The sequence below is a fragment of the Bacteroides sp. A1C1 genome, from assembly GCF_004328515.1.
Lineage (GTDB): Bacteria > Bacteroidota > Bacteroidia > Bacteroidales > Bacteroidaceae > Bacteroides > Bacteroides uniformis.
In genome coordinates, this window is sequence record NZ_CP036491.1 from 185921 (window position 1) to 205138 (window position 19218).

The 19218-nt window shown below is 46.5% G+C and carries 13 protein-coding genes; 3 read left to right on the plus strand and 10 right to left on the minus strand.

The window, feature by feature from the left end; translation table 11 throughout:
- Positions 1-6: 6 nt before the first annotated feature.
- Both EYA81_RS00790 and glmS read right to left on the minus strand, forming a co-directional pair.
- Positions 7-1890 carry an amidophosphoribosyltransferase gene (locus EYA81_RS00790; RefSeq protein ID WP_131225270.1) on the minus strand — a complete coding sequence of 628 codons (1884 nt, stop codon included), beginning with the start codon at positions 1888-1890 and terminating at the stop codon, positions 7-9.
- Positions 1891-2036: 146 nt separating this feature from the next.
- The gene (gene glmS, locus EYA81_RS00795) at positions 2037-3881 is read right to left on the minus strand and encodes a glutamine--fructose-6-phosphate transaminase (isomerizing) (protein ID WP_131225271.1); all 1845 of its coding nucleotides are present in this window, start codon (positions 3879-3881) and stop codon (positions 2037-2039) included.
- Between the two features lie 365 nt (positions 3882-4246).
- Here glmS and gltB point away from each other — a divergent pair, with 365 nt between their 5' ends.
- The 3 genes from gltB (at position 4247) to asnB (ending at position 12012) form a co-directional block, all read left to right on the plus strand.
- On the plus strand, positions 4247-8800 hold the full coding sequence (gene gltB, locus EYA81_RS00800) for a glutamate synthase large subunit (protein ID WP_370293460.1): 4554 nt from the start codon (positions 4247-4249) through the stop codon (positions 8798-8800).
- Positions 8801-8884: 84 nt separating this feature from the next.
- The gene (locus tag EYA81_RS00805; protein ID WP_057097913.1) at positions 8885-10243 is read left to right on the plus strand and encodes a glutamate synthase subunit beta; all 1359 of its coding nucleotides are present in this window, start codon (positions 8885-8887) and stop codon (positions 10241-10243) included.
- A 41-nt stretch (positions 10244-10284) separates the two neighbouring features.
- Positions 10285-12012: an asparagine synthase B gene (gene asnB / locus EYA81_RS00810; protein WP_117959159.1), complete on the plus strand. Its 1728-nt coding sequence runs from the start codon at positions 10285-10287 to the stop codon at positions 12010-12012.
- 68 nt (positions 12013-12080) lie between these two features.
- Here asnB and EYA81_RS19095 read toward each other — a convergent pair whose 3' ends face one another.
- The 8 genes from EYA81_RS19095 to EYA81_RS00845 all read right to left on the minus strand — a co-directional run bounded on the left by EYA81_RS19095 (position 12081) and on the right by EYA81_RS00845 (position 19217).
- On the minus strand, positions 12081-12173 hold the full coding sequence (locus tag EYA81_RS19095; RefSeq protein WP_005837261.1) for a smalltalk protein: 93 nt from the start codon (positions 12171-12173) through the stop codon (positions 12081-12083).
- A gap of 40 nt (positions 12174-12213) precedes the next feature.
- Entirely contained in the window at positions 12214-12717 is a 504-nt protein-coding gene (locus EYA81_RS00815; RefSeq protein ID WP_005827604.1) for an HU family DNA-binding protein, read from the minus strand.
- A 165-nt stretch (positions 12718-12882) separates the two neighbouring features.
- A complete protein-coding gene (locus EYA81_RS00820; RefSeq protein WP_005827597.1) occupies positions 12883-14124 on the minus strand; it encodes a DegT/DnrJ/EryC1/StrS aminotransferase family protein in 1242 nt (413 codons plus the stop codon).
- A gap of 70 nt (positions 14125-14194) precedes the next feature.
- On the minus strand, positions 14195-14785 hold the full coding sequence (locus EYA81_RS00825) for a sugar transferase (RefSeq protein ID WP_005827596.1): 591 nt from the start codon (positions 14783-14785) through the stop codon (positions 14195-14197).
- 14 nt (positions 14786-14799) lie between these two features.
- On the minus strand, positions 14800-15606 hold the full coding sequence (locus EYA81_RS00830; protein ID WP_081027380.1) for a glycosyltransferase: 807 nt from the start codon (positions 15604-15606) through the stop codon (positions 14800-14802).
- Positions 15578-16846 carry a CDP-glycerol glycerophosphotransferase family protein gene (locus EYA81_RS00835; RefSeq protein ID WP_005827594.1) on the minus strand — a complete coding sequence of 423 codons (1269 nt, stop codon included), beginning with the start codon at positions 16844-16846 and terminating at the stop codon, positions 15578-15580. The genes EYA81_RS00830 and EYA81_RS00835 overlap by 29 nt, the downstream gene beginning before the upstream one ends.
- A gap of 2 nt (positions 16847-16848) precedes the next feature.
- Entirely contained in the window at positions 16849-18225 is a 1377-nt protein-coding gene (locus tag EYA81_RS00840) for a bifunctional cytidylyltransferase/SDR family oxidoreductase (protein ID WP_005827593.1), read from the minus strand.
- On the minus strand, positions 18222-19217 hold the full coding sequence (locus EYA81_RS00845; protein ID WP_005827592.1) for a glycosyltransferase: 996 nt from the start codon (positions 19215-19217) through the stop codon (positions 18222-18224). The genes EYA81_RS00840 and EYA81_RS00845 overlap by 4 nt, the downstream gene beginning before the upstream one ends.
- Position 19218: the final 1 nt, after the last annotated feature.

The following is a 19218-nucleotide window of genomic DNA, read 5'->3' on the forward strand; positions in this document are numbered from 1 at the left end:
ATTCAATTAAAATTGATAAACTTGTTCTATATAATCAATAAATGCCTTATTCAGCAGCTTCACACCGCCCGGCGTAGGATAATCGCCGCTGAAGTACCAGTCACCCGGATGCTTGGGGCAGGCCTCATGCAGCCCCTCGAGAGGCTGGTAGACGATCTGCACTTTGGCTTTCGTTCCTTTCGGAGTGAGAAGCTCCACCATCTTGGCAGAGATTTCCTCGTCAGTGAAAGGAGCATAAATCTCCTTCACGTAATTCACCATCTGTTCTTTGGGCAGGCCTACCTGCTCCTTGGACTTGCGGTAGGCGGCGGCAATTACATCCCGCATCTCACGCTCCTTCAGCAGTTCCACAGCAGCTTTGAAGGCGATGAATTCACTCATCTTAGCCATATCGATGCCATAGTAGTCGGGATAGCGCACCTGCGGTGAAGAGCTTACAATGACTATCTTCTTCGGCCCCAGACGGTCGAGGATACCAATGATGCTCTGCTTCAGGGTGGTTCCGCGCACTATCGAGTCGTCGATGATGACCAGATTATCCACTCCCGGAACAAGGCTTCCGTAAGTGATGTCGTACACATGGGCGGCAAGGTCGTTCCGGCTGTTTCCTTCGGCAATGAAGGTACGCAGCTTGATGTCCTTGATTGCCACTTTCTCGCTCCGTATGCGCCGCGACAAGATATGCTCCAGCTCGTCGTGGCTGGGACTATGCCCCAAGGCGGCAATCTGCTGCACCTTCTCCTCGTTGAGGTAGTCGTCCAGTCCCTGCAACATGCCGTAGAAGGCGACTTCCGCCGTATTGGGTATGAAGGAGAAGACAGTATGGTCCACATCGTTGTCAATGGCTTTCAATATGTTGGGTACAAGTTTCTCACCCAGCAGTTTACGTTCCCGGTAAATGTCCACATCACTGCCCCGGCTAAAATAGATGCGCTCGAAGGAACAAGGCTTCACCTCGCGCGGCTTATTGATTTGCACGGTGCGCACCTTGCCGGCCTTGTTGATAAACATGGCTTGTCCGGGTTGCAGCTCCTTGATGGATTCGACAGGAACATTAAGGGCTGTCTGTATCACGGGACGTTCGCTGGCAAGCACCGCTATCTCGTCGTCCTGATACCAGAAGGCTGTACGGATGCCCCATGGGTCGCGTACGGCGAAAGTCTCTCCGCTGCCGGTAAGTCCGCACATCACGTATCCTCCGTCCCACTCCTTGCTCGAAGTGCGCAGCACGTTGGCAAGGTCGATGTGGTTTTCTATATAACGGGTAATGTCCATGCCTGCCAGCCCTTCCGCTTCGGCAAGGTTGAAGAGGCGTTCCACTTCGCGGTCGAGGCGATGTCCCAACTGCTCCAGCATGATGTAGGTATCGGCATATTTGCGCGGATGCTGGCCGATGGCGGTAATGCGTGCGAAGATTTCATCCACATTCGTCATGTTGAAGTTGCCGCAGAGGGCAAGATTCTTGGCACGCCAGTTGTTTCTCCGGAGGAACGGGTGCACGTACGAGATGCCGGACTTTCCGGTAGTGGAGTAACGCAGGTGTCCCATATAGACCTCCCCTGCAAAGGGCAGCACACGCTTGGCATAGTCCGCATCGTGCAGCTGTTCCTTGGTCAAGTCCTTGAAGTTGCCCTGCACCGTACCGAAAATTTCGGTAATGGCGCCCGAACCGAGCGCACGTTCACGGAACATATATTCCTCACCGGGATTGGCTTCCAGTTTCACGCAGGCCAGTCCGGCACCTTCCTGCCCACGGTTGTGTTGTTTCTCCATCAGGAGATAGAGCTTGTTGAGTCCGTACATCCATGTTCCGTACTTCTCTTCATAGTACTCCAAAGGTTTCAGCAGGCGTATCATGGCGACGCCGCATTCATGCTTCAGTTGTTCCATCTATTTATTTACTATTTACCATTTACAATGTACAATTTTAAGTGTACAATTTTCTTTTCCTTATTATAGCATACAATTACCATTTACATTTACCCCTCCCAAGCGCAGCCCCATTGTACATTGTAAATGGTAAATTGTACATGTCCTCATTCTACAGTCACCGACTTAGCAAGGTTCCTCGGCTGGTCCACATCCATTCCCTTGCACACGGCAATGTGATAGGCAAGCAGTTGCAGAGGTACCGTAGTTATTAACGGATCAAGGCACTCCATTGTTTCGGGAAGCTCGATGCAAGTGTCGGCTATTTTACTGATGACCGTATCTCCCTTTGTCACAATGGCGATAACCCTGCCTTTACGCGCCTTTATTTCCTGGATATTGCTCAGCACCTTTTCATAAAGCCCATTCCGGGTGGCAATGACCACTACCGGCATTTCGGCATCCACCAGGGCAATGGGGCCGTGCTTCATTTCGGCGGCAGGATAGCCCTCGGCATGGATATACGAAATCTCCTTCAACTTCAAGGCGCCTTCCAAGGCTACGGGATAACTGTATCCGCGTCCCAGATAGATAAAGTTGTGTGCATAGGTGAATATCTTGGAAAGTTCCGCTATACGGTCGTTCAGTTTCAAGACCTCCTTCATCTTGTCGGGGATATGTCCCAATTCCTTGACAATTGCCAGGTATTGCCCTTCGTCCATCGTCTTTTTCTCTTTGGCAAGTGTCAGGGCCAGCATGGTAAGCACCGTTACCTGCCCGGTGAAGGCTTTGGTGGATGCCACCCCTATTTCCGGTCCCACGTGGATATAGGAACCCGTATGCGTGGCACGGGGAATACTGGAACCGACGGCATTGCAGATGCCGTATATAAATGCCCCACGGTTTCTGGCAAGCTCCACGGCAGCCAGCGTATCGGCCGTTTCACCGCTTTGCGAGATGGCAATCACCACATCGTTGCTGTCAATCACCGGGTCGCGGTAACGGAACTCACTGGCATACTCCACCTCCACCGGAATACGGCAGAAGCTTTCAATCAAATGCTTGCCGATGAGGGCGGCATGCCATGACGTACCGCATGCCACGATGACGAAGCGTTTGGCCGCCAGCAGACGTTCCTTATAATCAATCACTGCAGAAAGAACCACGTTCGTACCCTCCACATTGATACGCCCGCGCATGCAGTCGTGAATGCAGCCGGGCTGTTCGAAGATTTCCTTCAGCATGAAGTGCGGATAACCGCCCTTCTCCAGCTGGCCGAGATTGAGCGCTACCGTCTTTACCTCGTGCGGACATTCCACATTCTTCAGGTTAACAACCTTCAGCTTCTCTCCCCGGCAGATGAGGGCAATCTCTTCATCTTCCAGATACACCACCTTGTCCGTGTATTCCACAATCGGCGTGGCATCCGAAGCCAGGAAAAACTCTCCTTCACCGATGCCCACCACCAACGGACTGCTCTTGCGTGCAGCGATTATCCCATCCGGATTGTCCTTGTCGAGCACCGCAATGGCATACGCCCCAATCACTTCCTGCAAGGCAAGTTGCACCGCCGTCAGCAGGTCAATATGGTTTGTCACCTGAATGTATTCGATGAGCTGTATCAGCACCTCGGTATCAGTGCTGCTTTTAAATACATAACCTTTGGCTTGAAGTTTTTCTTTAAGGACGGCGTAGTTTTCAATGATGCCGTTATGGATGAGGGCGAGGCGTTCGGAAGAGGAATAATGGGGATGGGCATTGACGGAACAAGGTTCTCCATGAGTAGCCCAACGTGTATGTGCAATACCAATGTTACCGGAAATATCTTTTTGAGCAACGAAAGTTTCAAGTTCCGAAACCTTACCTTTCGCTTTGTACACGTTCAACTGTCGGTTATCACTGATTAATGCTACCCCTGCACTATCATATCCACGGTACTCCAACCGCTTCAGACCCTTGATAAGAATGGGGTAGGCTTTCCTTTGACCTATATAGCCTACTATTCCACACATAATGTATCAGTATTTGATTTTGCGCTGCAAATATACATATTCTTAAGAACATAAAGTTAATCTTTCCACTATTTATTTATCAAAAGAATAGAAAAAAGTTGTTTTTACATCAAAAAGTTAAAGAAAGTGTTATTTTAAAAGCAAAAGGCTTAATTTATAAATCCAAATCAAACCGTCTGATTTTGATTTAGGATTAAAAGAAAACAGAGGGTGTTTTCTATCAATTCATAACTTCATCTTCTATCGCAGGAATTTTGCAAGAAAGAAGGCAGGAACACATATTAGCATTTTGCAATTAATACCATATATTTGCCAAACATTTTGAAACCACAAACAATATTATACAGCAATAAAGAAAGCTTATAATCATGAAACAAGAACTTTTTAACAACAAAACAAAAGCAGAGGATTACCAGCGACAGCCCAAACAGTTGGGCTTGTATGAGGCATCCCATGAGCACGATGCCTGCGGAGTAGGCATGCTGGTCAATATCCAGGGAGGAAAATCACATGAACTGGTAGAATCGGCATTGAAGGTACTGGAAAACATGCGCCACCGTGGAGCGGAAGGGGCGGACAACAAAACCGGAGACGGTGCCGGCATCATGCTGCAGATACCGCACGAATTCATTCTGTTGCAGGGCATTCCCGTTCCCGAGAAAGGGAAATACGGCACCGGCCTGCTTTTCCTTCCCAAAGACGGAAAAGACCAGGCTGTCATCTTGAGCGTCATTATCGAAGAGATTGAAAAGGAGGGATTGACCCTGATGCATCTGCGCAACGTGCCCACTTGCCCCGAAATATTGGGAGAAGCGGCTCTTGCCAACGAACCGGACATCAAGCAAATTTTCATCACCGGATTTACGGAAAGCGAAACTGCCGACCGCAAACTCTATATAATAAGGAAAAGGATAGAGAACAGAATACGCAAGTCGAACATCCCCACCCGCGAGGATTTCTACATCGTCTCGCTCTCTACGAAGAACATCGTCTACAAGGGCATGCTCTCTTCCTTGCAGTTGCGCAACTACTTCCCCGACCTCACCAACAGCTACTTCACCAGCGGACTGGCATTGGTGCACTCCCGTTTCAGCACCAACACTTTCCCCACCTGGGGACTGGCACAGCCTTTCCGCCTGCTGGCACACAACGGCGAAATCAATACCATCCGCGGCAACCGCGGCTGGATGGAAGCCCGTGAGAGTGTACTCTCCTCTCCCGCCTTGGGAGACATCCGGGAGATACGCCCCATCGTGCAACCGGGCATGAGCGACAGTGCCTCGCTGGACAATGTACTCGAGTTTCTCCTCATGTCAGGCCTGAGCCTGCCCCATGCCATGGCCATGCTTGTGCCGGAATCTTTCAACGAAAAGAATCCCATCAGCGAAGATTTGAAAGCTTTCTATGAATACCACTCCATCTTGATGGAGCCGTGGGACGGACCGGCGGCACTGCTTTTCAGCGACGGGCGCTATGCAGGCGGCATGCTCGACAGAAACGGACTGCGCCCTGCACGCTACCTGATTACGCAGGGCGGCATGATGGTAGTGGCCAGCGAAGTCGGCGTGATGGATTTCGAGCCGGGAGACATCAAGGAAAAAGGACGCCTGCAACCGGGCAAGATACTGCTTATAGACACCGAGAAAGGCGAAATATATTATGACGGCGAACTGAAGAAACAACTTGCCGAAGCCAAACCATACCGCACTTGGCTGGCCGGCAACCGCATCGAGCTGGACGAACTGAAAAGCGGTCGCAAAGTCTCCCATAGCGTGGAGAACTACGACAGCATGCTGCGCATCTTCGGCTACTCCAAAGAAGACGTGGAACGGCTGATTGTCCCGATGTGTACCACCGGTGCCGAACCCATCAACTCCATGGGCAATGACACCCCGCTGGCAGTACTCTCGGACAAGCCGCAACTACTGTACAACTATTTCCGCCAGCAGTTTGCCCAAGTCACCAACCCTCCTATCGACCCGATACGCGAAGAACTGGTAATGTCGCTGACCGAATACATCGGAGCCGTAGGCATGAACATACTGACACCCAGCGAAAACCATTGCAAGATGGTGAGGTTGAACCATCCCATCCTGAACAACGCCCAGCTGGATATTCTCTGCAACATCCGGTACAAAGGCTTCAAGACCGTGAAACTGCCCCTGCTCTTCGAAGTGGCAAAAGGGTGCCAGGGATTGCAGGAAGCATTGGCAACCCTCTGCAAGCAGGCGGAAGAATCCGTCAACGAAGGAGTGAACTACATCGTGCTTTCCGACCGCGACGTAGACGCCGCCCATGCCGCCATTCCGTCACTGCTTGCCGTGTCGGCGGTACACCACCATCTTATCTCCGTGGGCAAACGGGTGCAGACGGCACTGATTGTAGAAAGCGGCGAAATCCGCGAAGTGATGCACGCCGCACTGCTGCTGGGTTTCGGAGCCAGCGCACTGAATCCGTATATGGCTTTTGCCGTCATCGACAAACTGGTGAACGAAAAGGAAATACAGCTCGACTACGCCACTGCCGAAAAGAAATATATCAAGTCCGTCTGCAAAGGCTTGTTCAAGATTATGAGCAAGATGGGCATCAGCACCATCCGTTCTTACCGGGGCGCGAAAATTTTCGAGGCCGTAGGACTGAGCGAGGAGTTGAGCAATGCCTACTTTGGCGGACTGAGTTCACGCATCGGAGGCATACGCCTGGATGAAGTGGCACGCGACGCCATCGCCTTCCACAAGGAAGGGATGGAGGTTCTTAAAAAGAAGGGGGAAGCGGAGCTATTGCCGAACCGCGGACTGTATGCCTTCCGCAAGGATGGTGAGAAGCACGCCTGGAACCCGGAAACCATCAGCACACTGCAACTTGCCACACGCCTGGGAAGCTATAAGAAATTCAAGGAGTTCACTGCCATGGTAGACAGCAAGGAATCTCCCATCTTCCTACGCGATTTCCTCGACTTCCGCCGCGCTCCTATCAGCATAGACCGGGTGGAACCGGTAGAGAACATCGTACAGCGCTTTGTCACCGGCGCCATGTCCTACGGCTCCATCAGCCGCGAAGCCCACGAAGCCATGGCTATTGCCATGAACAAGCTGCATGGCCGGAGCAATACGGGCGAAGGAGGCGAAGACCGGGCACGCTTCATACCGCGCGAAGACGGCACCAGTCTGCGCAGCGCCATCAAGCAGGTGGCCTCAGGACGTTTCGGTGTCACCGCAGAATATCTGGTGAATGCGGACGAAATACAGATAAAGATTGCCCAAGGCGCCAAGCCGGGCGAAGGCGGACAGCTGCCGGGCTTCAAAGTGGATGAAGTGATTGCCAAGACACGCCACTCCATTCCGGGCATCTCGCTGATTTCCCCCCCGCCCCACCACGACATTTACTCCATCGAAGACCTGGCACAGCTCATCTTCGACCTGAAGAACGTGAACCCACGGGCAAAAATCAGCGTGAAGCTGGTGGCAGAAAGCGGTGTGGGCACCATTGCCGCCGGTGTGGCAAAGGCAAAGGCCGATTTGATAGTCATCTCGGGTGCAGAGGGCGGTACGGGAGCCTCTCCTGCATCATCCATCCGCTATGCCGGCATCTCGCCCGAACTCGGTTTGAGCGAAACGCAACAGACACTGGTGCTGAACGGCCTGCGCGGACAAGTGATGCTGCAAGTGGACGGACAGCTCAAAACAGGCCGCGACATCATACTGATGGCAATGCTCGGAGCCGAAGAATTCGGCTTCGCCACCAGTGCCCTGATTGTACTGGGTTGCGTAATGATGCGCAAATGTCACCAGAACACCTGCCCCGTAGGGGTGGCGACACAGAACGAAGAACTGCGCAAGCGCTTCCGCGGACGCAGCGAGTATCTGGTGAACTTCTTCACTTTCCTGGCCCAAGAGGTACGCGAATACCTGGCGGAAATCGGGGTGGAACGCCTGGACGACATCATTGGACGTACAGACCTTATCGTCCGCAAGCCGGATGACGGAATCAGGAAACATCAGTTGATAAGCTTCGACAAACTACTGGCACGCGTAGACAATGAAGCCGCCATCCGCCACGTCACCGACCAACAGCATGGCATCGACCATGTGAAAGATGTAGAGATGCTACATGCCGCCGCCGAAGCCGTAGAGAACCAGAAAGAAATCTCGCTGGAGTACACCATCGCCAATACCGACCGTGCCTGCGGCGCCATGCTCTCTGGTGTCATTGCCGCAAAATACGGAGAAAAAGGGCTGCCCGAACATACGCTGAACGTGAAGTTCAAAGGCTCTGCCGGGCAGAGTTTCGGGGCATTCCTTGTCCCGGGTGTCAACTTCAAGCTGGAAGGCGAGGCCAACGATTATCTGGGCAAAGGTCTGAGTGGCGGACGCATCGCTGTCCTGCCTCCGGTACGGAGCAACTTCGAGGCAGAGAAAAACACGATTGCAGGCAACACCCTGCTTTACGGCGCCACAAGCGGTGAAGTTTACATCAACGGCCGTGCAGGCGAGCGCTTTGCCGTCCGCAACTCCGGTGCCACAGCCGTAGTGGAGGGTGTAGGCGACCACTGCTGCGAGTATATGACCGGCGGGCGCGTGGTAGTACTCGGACAGACGGGACGCAACTTTGCCGCAGGCATGTCCGGCGGTGTGGCCTACGTATGGAACCGGGACGGCAACTTCGACTATTTCTGCAATATGGAAATGGTGGAACTGAGCCTCATCGAAGAGGCCTCCTACCGCAAGGAACTGCACGAGCTCATCTGCCAGCACTACCTGTACACCGGTTCCAAACTGGCACGCACCATGCTCGATGACTGGCCACGCTATGCCGACCAGTTCATCCAGGTAGTCCCTATCGAATACAAAAAAGTGCTGCAAGAGGAGCAGATGCAGAAATTGCAACAGAAGATTGCAGAAATGCAACGCGATTATTGAATCGCGAATTAATAATGAAAGAATGAAAGACTGAGGAAATTCCCCTTTCATTCTTTAATTCTTTAACTTTTTAATTTGTTCATCATGGGAGATCCAAAAGCATTCCTCAATATCCCCCGCCAAGAGGCGGGTTACCGTCCGATACACGAACGTATCACAGACTTCAGCCAAGTGGAACAGACACTGAACAGCCACGACCGCAAGCTCCAGGCCTCGCGCTGTATGGACTGCGGCGTACCCTTCTGCCACTGGGCATGTCCGCTGGGCAATAAAGACCCGGAATTCCAAGACGCGCTCTACCGGGGCAAATGGCGCGAAGCCTATCAAATACTGAACAGTACGAATGATTTTCCGGAATTTACGGGACGCATCTGCCCTGCCCTTTGCGAGAAGTCGTGCGTACTGAAACTCTCGTGCAACGAACCGGTCACTATCCGCGAGAACGAAGCCGCCATTGCCGAGGCTGCTTTTCGCGAGGGCTACATCACCCCCCTCCAGCCCGAACGCAACGGAAAGAGAGTAGCCGTCATCGGCGCCGGCCCTGCCGGATTGAGCGTTGCCGTACGGCTGAACGCCAAAGGTTACGAAGTTACCCTATTCGACAGCAAACCGATGCCGGGAGGACTGTTGCGTTACGGCATCCCCAACTTCAAACTGGACAAAGCCGTCATCGACCGCCGCATGAAAATCCTCAAGGCCGAAGGAATCTTGTTCAAGATGGGAGTCCATGTCGATGTGCAGAAACTGCCCGTCGGATTCGATGCCTACGCCATTTGTACCGGTACGCCCACCGCCCGCGACCTCTCCATTCCGGGCAGGGAGCTGAAAGGCATCTACTTTGCCCTCGACATGCTGGCACAGCAGAACCATATTCTGGATGGAGATACCTTCCCGAAAGACCAGCTCGTCAACGCCCGCGGCAAACGGGTACTCGTCATCGGCGGCGGCGATACCGGGTCCGACTGTATAGGCACCAGCATTCGCCAGGGAGCCGTCAGCGTAACCCAGATTGAAATTATGCCCCAACCGCCCATAGGACACAACCCGGATACTCCCTGGCCGCAATGGCCCGTCGTACTGAAAACCACCAGCAGCCACGAAGAAGGCTGTACCCGTCGATGGTCCCTCGCCTCTACCCGGTTCATCGGGAAGAATGGCAAGGTATGCGGTGTGGAAGTGGAAGAAGTGGAGTGGCTTCCGGCAACAGACGGTAACCGCCCTACCATGAAATCTACGGGTAAGAAAGAGGTCATCGAAGCCGATATGGTGCTTCTTGCCATGGGTTTCCTCAAGCCCGAGCAACCGAAGTTTGCAGAAAACGTATTCGTGGCAGGCGATGCCGCCCACGGCGCCAGCCTCGTGGTACGTGCCTTGGCCGACGGACGACGAGTGGCAACAGAAATAGATCGTTACCTCGAACCTCTAAAAGAAAACAAGAAATGATTTCCCTTTCTTTAATTTTTAACCTTTAATTTTTAATTCTCATGTGTGGAATAGCAGGAATCTTCAACATACAGTCTCAAACTCCTGAATTGAGAAACAAAGCGCTACGGATGGCGCAGAAAATCCGTCATCGCGGACCGGACTGGAGTGGTATCTACGTAGGCGGCTCCGCCATCCTCGCCCACGAACGCCTCTCCATTGTCGACCCGGAATCCGGCGGACAACCCTTATATTCACCCGACCACAAGCAGGTGCTTGCCGTCAATGGCGAGATTTACAACCATCGCGACATCCGTGCCCGCTATGCCGGAAAATACGCCTTCCAGACAGGTTCCGACTGCGAAGTCATCCTTGCCCTTTACAAAGACAAAGGCATCCGCTTCCTCGAAGAGCTGAACGGCATCTTCGCCTTCGCCCTCTATGATGAAGAAACGGACGATTACCTCATCGCTCGCGACCCCATCGGCGTAATCCCCCTTTATATAGGACGCGACAAGGATGGACACATCTACTTCGGCAGTGAGCTGAAAGCCCTTGAGGGTTTCTGCGACGAGTATGAGCCTTTCCTTCCCGGCCACTACTACCGTGGGCGCGAGGGCAAGATGCACCGCTGGTACACCCGCGACTGGATGGACTATGCCGCTGTGAAGGACAACTACACTCCTGCCGCCGAACGCAATGCCGCGCCGGCTTCGATAGGCCGGACAGCCTACAGCACACAAGTCACGGCTGTGCACGACGCCCTTGAAGCCGCCGTACAGCGCCAGTTGATGTCCGACGTCCCCTACGGTGTCCTGCTCAGTGGCGGACTCGATTCTTCCGTCATCTCTGCCATCGCCAAGAAATATGCCGCCAAACGCATCGAGACAGACAACAAGGCAGATGCCTGGTGGCCGCAGCTCCATTCCTTCGCCGTCGGCTTGAAGGGTGCTCCCGACTTGATTAAAGCCCGCGAAGTGGCCCGTCATATCGGTACCGTGCATCACGAGATAAACTATACCGTTCAGGAAGGCCTCGATGCTGTCCGCGACGTCATCTATTTCATTGAGACTTACGACATAACCACTGTCCGCGCCTCCACCCCCATGTATCTGCTGGCACGTGTCATCAAAAGCATGGGCATCAAGATGGTACTCAGCGGCGAAGGTGCGGACGAGGTGTTCGGCGGTTACCTTTACTTCCACAAGGCGCCCACACCGCAAGCCTTTCACGAAGAAACCGTGCGCAAGCTCTCCAAACTGCATCTGTACGACTGCCTCCGTGCCAACAAAAGCCTTGCAGCCTGGGGAGTGGAAGGACGTGTCCCCTTCCTCGACAAAGAATTCCTGGATGTTGCCATGCGCATCAATCCGGCAGTCAAGATGTGCCCCGGCAAGGAGATAGAAAAGAAAGTAGTCCGCGAAGCCTTTGCCGACATGCTCCCACAGAACGTTGCCTGGCGGCAGAAAGAACAGTTCTCCGACGGTGTGGGCTACAGTTGGATTGATACGCTGAAAGCCGTCACTGCCGCTGCCGTCAGCGACGAACAGATGGCACATGCCGCCGAACGCTTCCCAGTACATACCCCGCAAAACAAGGAAGAGTACTATTATCGCACCATCTTCGAAGAGCATTTCCCCAGTGAAAGCGCGGCCCGAAGCGTTCCCAGCGTGCCCAGTGTGGCATGCTCCACCGCCGAAGCGCTGGCATGGGACGTCTCTTTCCAAGGAAAGAACGACCCCAGCGGACGGGCTGTAGCGGGGGTACACGAAGAAGCATACAAGGATTAAAAAAAGAGCTGCCGACAGATTTCCTGCCAGCAGCTCTTCTCATTTTTTATTTATCAAATCCTATCGGACTAAAACATCATTGTCTGTCCACCAATCACACCTGCCACAGCACTCGCTACGGCAATAATAAGTTTCAAAATCACATTCCACGTTTTCTTCATAAAGATTATCCATTATCTGATTAATAATTCATAGCTACTGTTATCCCAGTGGATTCTCACCTTGGTCTCCATCCGAATCCGAGCCTCCTCCTTCCGAACCGGAGCCGCCATCTGTAGAAGTCTTCCCCTTAAGATAATCATCCAAACTCACCAAATCCAGCCTCTCTCCAGCGCGGGTAGCAGCCTTCGATATCTTCAGTTCCCTATTCGCCTGAAAACAGATACGGACGCTCTCCACACTCTTGGCTGTCACGTCATCAGCCTTTTCCTCACCTTTCGATTTGGCTGCCAGTATAAAAACACCCAGCCCGGCTATATTAACCGTCTTTCCTTCCAGCAACTGCTCTTTCAGCTTTTCCACAAAGTTCTGCATCGTACTCTTGATGTCACCGATAGACAGAGAAGAGCGGTCCTGCATCTTCTGTGCAATAAACGCCAAATCCACGCTTTGCCCCAATGTTACCAACTGCGGATAATACTTCTTGGGAGAGTTTTCAACCCTGGGGTCCGACGGTCTCTCCACCGTCCTGAAAATTACACTCATACTTTTTTTTCTTTAGAGATTTAAATTCGTTTTCCTATTCACACGTTTCGTTGATCAACGATGCAAAGGTGAGGATTAAAAACTATGTAGCCAAAGAAAAAAGGTGCTTGGGAGTAGTTTTTCTGAGAAAAGTGATAAAGTGCTATAAATCAACAAAAAATATTTCTACAATATACAATTCTTCATTTCATCTACTATGTATCTCACATCCTCATCCATCACATAAGGACCGCTCGGCAAGCAAAGACCACGCTTGAACAAGCCCTCACTGACACCATTCACATAGGCAGGATTAGCCGCATAAACCGGCTGGAGATGCATGGGCTTCCATAAGGGACGGCTCTCGATACCGGCTTTATCCAAACAAACACGCATGGCCTCCACATTACGGTTAGGCTCACAAGAAGTATGGGCATTCACTGACTCATGAGTAACACCCGCAGCACCACCAACGGCACCTTTCACTGTCTCACGGTAGGCATCCTCCTCACCTCTCACATGCAGATTCCCGTCAAGCAGTACCGTGTTCAGCCAATAGTTGCTGTCATAACGTCCGGAAGGATTCTCATGAAGCGTGATTCCCTCCACATCGGCCAACAGCTCACGATACAGACCGCACAGATGCTTATGGTGTGCTATGTGCTCATCCACCACCGTCATCTGGCCGCGACCGATACCCGCACAAATGTTACTCATGCGATAGTTATAGCCTATCTTCTCATGCTGATAATAAGGATAAGCCTCACGTGCCTGTGTGGCATAGAACATAACCTCCTTCTTTGCCTCCGCATCCGGACAAATCAAGGCACCGCCACCGCTGGTGGTTATCATCTTGTTGCCATTGAAAGACAGCACACCATATTTGCCAAACGTACCACAAACCCGTCCTTTGTACCTACTGCCGAAACCTTCCGCAGCATCCTCAATCACCGGAATGCCATACTTCTCCGCCACAGCCATTATTTCATCCAACTTGGCTGGCATACCATATAGATAAACCGGGACAATAGCCTTTGGTTTCTTACCAGTTTTAGCGATGCGGTCTTTGATTGCCGCTTCCAGCAGCTGCGGATCCATATTCCAGGTATCCCCTTCTGAGTCCACAAACACAGGAGTAGCACCCAGATAAGTCATAGGATGGCTCGATGCGCAAAACGTAAAACTCTGCACCATCACTTCATCACCCTGTCCCACTCCACAAGCCACCAAAGCCAAGTGTACAGCAGCCGTACCGGCAGACAAAGCCACCACATGCTTATTCTCACCTACAAAAGCCTCCAAATCCTGTTCAAAGCCGCTTACGTTCGGACCGAGTGGAACCACCCAGTTCGTATCGAAAGCTTCTTGTATGAAGCCCATCTCCTTGCCGCTCATGTGAGCGAGGCAAAGATAAATTCTCTTATCCATAAAATATATGTGATTATTCTAATGATTCGATTTCCTCACGTAGTGGGGAATAAAAAGGAAAGAAAGGATTTTATAAATCTTTCCCAAGCACTGTGTAAATGATGATTTTGATGTCATTCCAAAAAGACCAACTATCCAAATATTCAATATTTATCCGCACTTTGTCCGGAAACAAAAACTCATCATTATATTTTTGAGGTTCCTTCTGTTCTGCCAATAATTCTTCCTCGTTCCGATACTTTAAACTTGCGGGGCCGGTAATGCCGGGTTTTAAGAGAAGTATTCTCCGATGCTCCCCCTCAAGCCTATCAGCATAACCGGGAACATCGGGACGAGGGCCAACGAAACTCATGTCACCAATCAACACATTCCATAACTCCGGCAATTCATCCAATTTATATTTCCGGAGTACTGCTCCTAACGGAGTGATACGACTCTCTCCTTTTACAGAAATGGAACTTCCAGAATGGGCGACAGTCATTGAACGGAACTTATACATCGTAAACAACCGCCCATATTGTCCAACTCTTTTCTGTTTAAATATGACAGGACCTCCGGGCATCTTGATACGAATCAAAATGCTGATTATAATTAAAACCGGGAATAAAAAGATTAAACCGAAGAGTGATGCACCACGGTCAAAGAGAGATTTGATAAACATTCAATCTTGTAAAATTATCTTAAAAACTTATAAGCAAATTGAGTTACATGAGGGATAGGAATAATAAATATAACAAAACGAGCACAAGCAAATATATAATTCACATATGATAAGTTCAGTTTTCTAATAACAAGACATCTATTTTTCAAATCAGATAGACTTTTTGATAAACCATTTCTTCTTAAATAAAAATCCTTATTTACACGTACCCGTACCAACACTTCATCTATATTGGCAAACTTACATCCTGATAAAAAACCATTTAGCCAAAATATTGTATCTTCATCTTTATCCGTATCAACGGGATATAAACCTGCTTTATGAAAATAAGATTTTCTAAAAATAACACTCATATGTGCCAATGGGTTTCTTTTCCCAAAGAAACATTTCATTTCATCATGTGATAGAGGATATCTTATAACCCCTATAGATTTTTTGTTTTCATCCATTTCTTCAATATGTCCTCCACATATATCTATATTTTTATGATTGTTCATATAGATTATTTGTTTTTCAAATCTATTTGAAAGACAAATATCATCAGCATCCATACGGAGAACGTAATCATACCCTTTAGATAGTACAATAGTTAACAACTCATTCAATGAATATGCCAACCCATAATTTTCATCTCTACCATAAACATGAAACCGACTATCATTTAACTCCATGAAGAAGTGTTCTATACCACTTTCAACAACTCCATCATATTGAACATAAACATGAAAATCCTTAAATGTTTGTTTTAGCAAACTGTCAACACATTGTGCTACATATATCAATTTATCATTTTTATAAATCGACATTATTACTGCTACCATTATTTATAATATAACGAGTTAATACCTTACATGAATTTTGCATCGGAATATCTCCCCAAAATATTTTTTTTATTCTGTTTTGTTCAGTAGTCAAACTATTACCATAATTCCAATCAGATAATATTTCCATTAATGAATCAAAACTATAGGCTCGAACACCTGGAGTATAATCATCAAAATCAAAAGCCAAATCCCTACATTGACAAATATATTTTTCATAATCAAAAGGGAATAAAACAATACCTTTATCCAATAACAAATAATCGTAAAAAATAGAAGAATAGTCTGTTATTAGTAAATCCGTAAATGGTAATATTGGATAAACATCTACATCCTTATCTAAGAAACGAATGTTAGAAAATATACTTGAAACATTAGATACTACAGTGGCAGGATGTAACTTAAATAAAAAAAGTTCATCACGTTTCTCCAAAAAATCATTCAATAAATCCAAATTAATACCTGAGGCTAACATAAAATCAGATTGGTCATCTCTGAAAGTTGGCATATAAATAATAGTATGGGAAAATTCTTGTATATCCTTTATCAGCCTATTAACTCCTTGCGGTTCATATTCTTCTACATATTTCTTTATTAAATTTGCATTTAAAAAGAATAACTCACATCTAGGATATCCCAAATTAAGACATTTACGTATATCTATTTGAAAGCATTTAGAAAAATGCATTGACATAAACACTGAAGTAGAAAGGAATAAATCAGGCTTACGAAATAAATAAGGAAATAAAATACGATTAAATATATTTTTTACATATATCTTAGAATCAATGCCAACAGTTGTTGCAAACTCAATTTTTTTTATTCCAACACCGTGCCATAGATTTACAGCAAAGCATCCTCCCGAAGTCCAATAATTAATATCTGATAAATGAGAAGAAAAAATATAATAGTAGGATGTCAAACAATGATATAGCCCATATAAACTCCATCTATAATATGCATTAATACCTTTTTCTCTTAATAACAATATTTCCGATTTATTAGAAGATATCCAAATAGGAATTACTGTTTTCTCATATTTATATAAATATCTATATAAATATTTCACATTGTCCGTAAAACCCACTTTATATCCCAAAACCCATTTTCTCTTACTTCTTGGAATTAAGTATGAAAGTAACAATAATGGATATCCTAGAAATAAGGAAATTAAACGATATATTATATCAGTATAATTTCTATTACTAAATACCCATTTTATAAAATGAAGATTATTCATAGTCAGTCTGTTTTACGTCTGACATCTATAACTTGTCCCGTCAATCCAGAAAGTAATGTCATTATTGAAGTTTCTGCAACAAATTGGGGACTTAATAAACTATTTTCCGGTTCTATACCAAAGTTTTGGATACGCATAGGTGTTTTAGTTCTTTCCGGATTAATACAATTAATCTTTATATTATAACTTTTCCATTCTTCAGATAAAGCCTGAACTAAATTCACAATTGCAGCTTTTGAAGATGAATATAGGCTATACATCGCTCTGCCTCGTGTATATGAACTGGAAGTAAATAGTAATAAACCTCCATGAGACTTCGCTAAATATGAGAATGATTCCTTCGCTACATTTATCGCTCCCAAATAATTTACACGTATTAAATTTAAAATATCATCATATTTCATTGTCATCAAAGGAATTTTCAATAATATACCTGCTGTATTTATAACGAAATCAATCTTTTTCTCAATCAGATATACTTTTTCCAAAGCTTCTTTTACTAATGATGCATCAGCAACATCTGTTCCAGTCTCACTTCGACTAAACGAATAAACCTTAGCTTTCAATCCGGTACACAGTTCTGCAATACTATGTCCTATACCATAACTTCCCCCAAAAATGACTATAACTTTATGCTCTAATGCGGTTTCTTGTCCATATAAAGAAACATCACTTACAGATTTTAATTGAAAAAGCTTATCCAACAAAAACAAATCTTCTTTATGCGTTAACTTCATATTAAATTTCTCTCCCGGTACAACTCCTATTGGTATATCAGGCATATATTTTAAAACAACCCCACAATCATCGGTTGTTTTAAAATTAGGATCTACCAATGCACGTTTATATGCTTCCCTAATAACGGATAATTTAAATGCTTGTGGGGTCTGTCCATTGTATAAAAATTGTCGGTTAGGAATATCCTCTATTTCATGCGTATTCAGATTCATTTTGATAATGGTATCTGTTGCAGGAATTGCAACATCAACAGCTCCATACTTACCCAACATAGTAATACAATCTGATATTATTCTTTTAGTAACTAAGGGACGTACACTATCATGAAATATTAAATTAATATCATTCTCTGTAGAAGCATAGGCATTTATAGCTGACAAACTTGAATAATAACGTTCACTTCCTCCTTGTAGAATTCGTCCTACTTTCTTAAAATTATTAATGCAACACAATTCCTCCACTTTTTCAAGATAATTAGGGTGTACCACAATTGCAATTTCATCAATAAGCGGATGGTTATCAAATACAGAAATGGTATGTTCTAAAACTGTTTTTCCCGAAACTTTAAAAAATTGTTTAGGCATTGTCCCTCCCATACGAGTTCCGACACCACCTGCTAAAATTACAGCAACATTTCTCATGCTAATTTCTTTATTCTAACTAATAATCCAATTAAAAAATAGTAAACATAAAACATTCTTACCTGTAACCAAGACAAAATCCTCCTCTTAAACCCTATTACATGGCAAGTACTACAATATAATAAAACTGATTTGTACCTGGAGTCTTGAGTTATAATTCGAGTTATTGAAATAGCTTTCTTATTGAATATGGCTATTCGAGGATATTTATAACTCACTGCATTAGAAACCCAATCATAAATAATCCAATAAAAAACATCTTTAATAACTGGATATTTATATTTTTCATATATCACAAATAATTCATTAACAGTAAACAAAATATCCAAATCCTTTTCTTTTATAGTATTAATAATACTATCGTTACGTCCTATATAATAATTATATAACAATTCATTTAACACATAAACTCGTGCCCCTTGTATCATACATTGGAAATTGAACAACAAATCTTCATAAACAATTCCCGATTTAAAGTTCAACCCTCTTTGTCGTAAAAATGATAATTTATATAATCTGTTACAGGCTGATGCGCTAAAGCGATTATTCAGCTTAGCCTGGACCAAATATTCCTTACCATCTAACAGATTATTTCCCCAATACGCAGGATCTCTAACTTTTTCTATGCAATCCTTTATCAAATATCGACCAAAAACCACTATATCAACCTCAAATCTCTCTATTACTTGCGATAACTCATAACATGTATTAGGCTCTATAGAATCATCACTATCTAAAAATAAAACATATTCTCCTGATGCTATATTTAATCCTGTATTACGAGCTTCACTTAAACCTTTATTTTTCTGATATATATATTTAATTCTTTCATCAAATAAATAACTTTTTATGATATTATCACTATTATCCGTCGAACCATCGTTTACCAATATAATTTCAATGTCCTGAAAAGACTGTTTCATGACACTATCTAAACATCTGTTCAAATATTTTTCAACATTATATATAGGAATGATAATTGAAATAAGCATA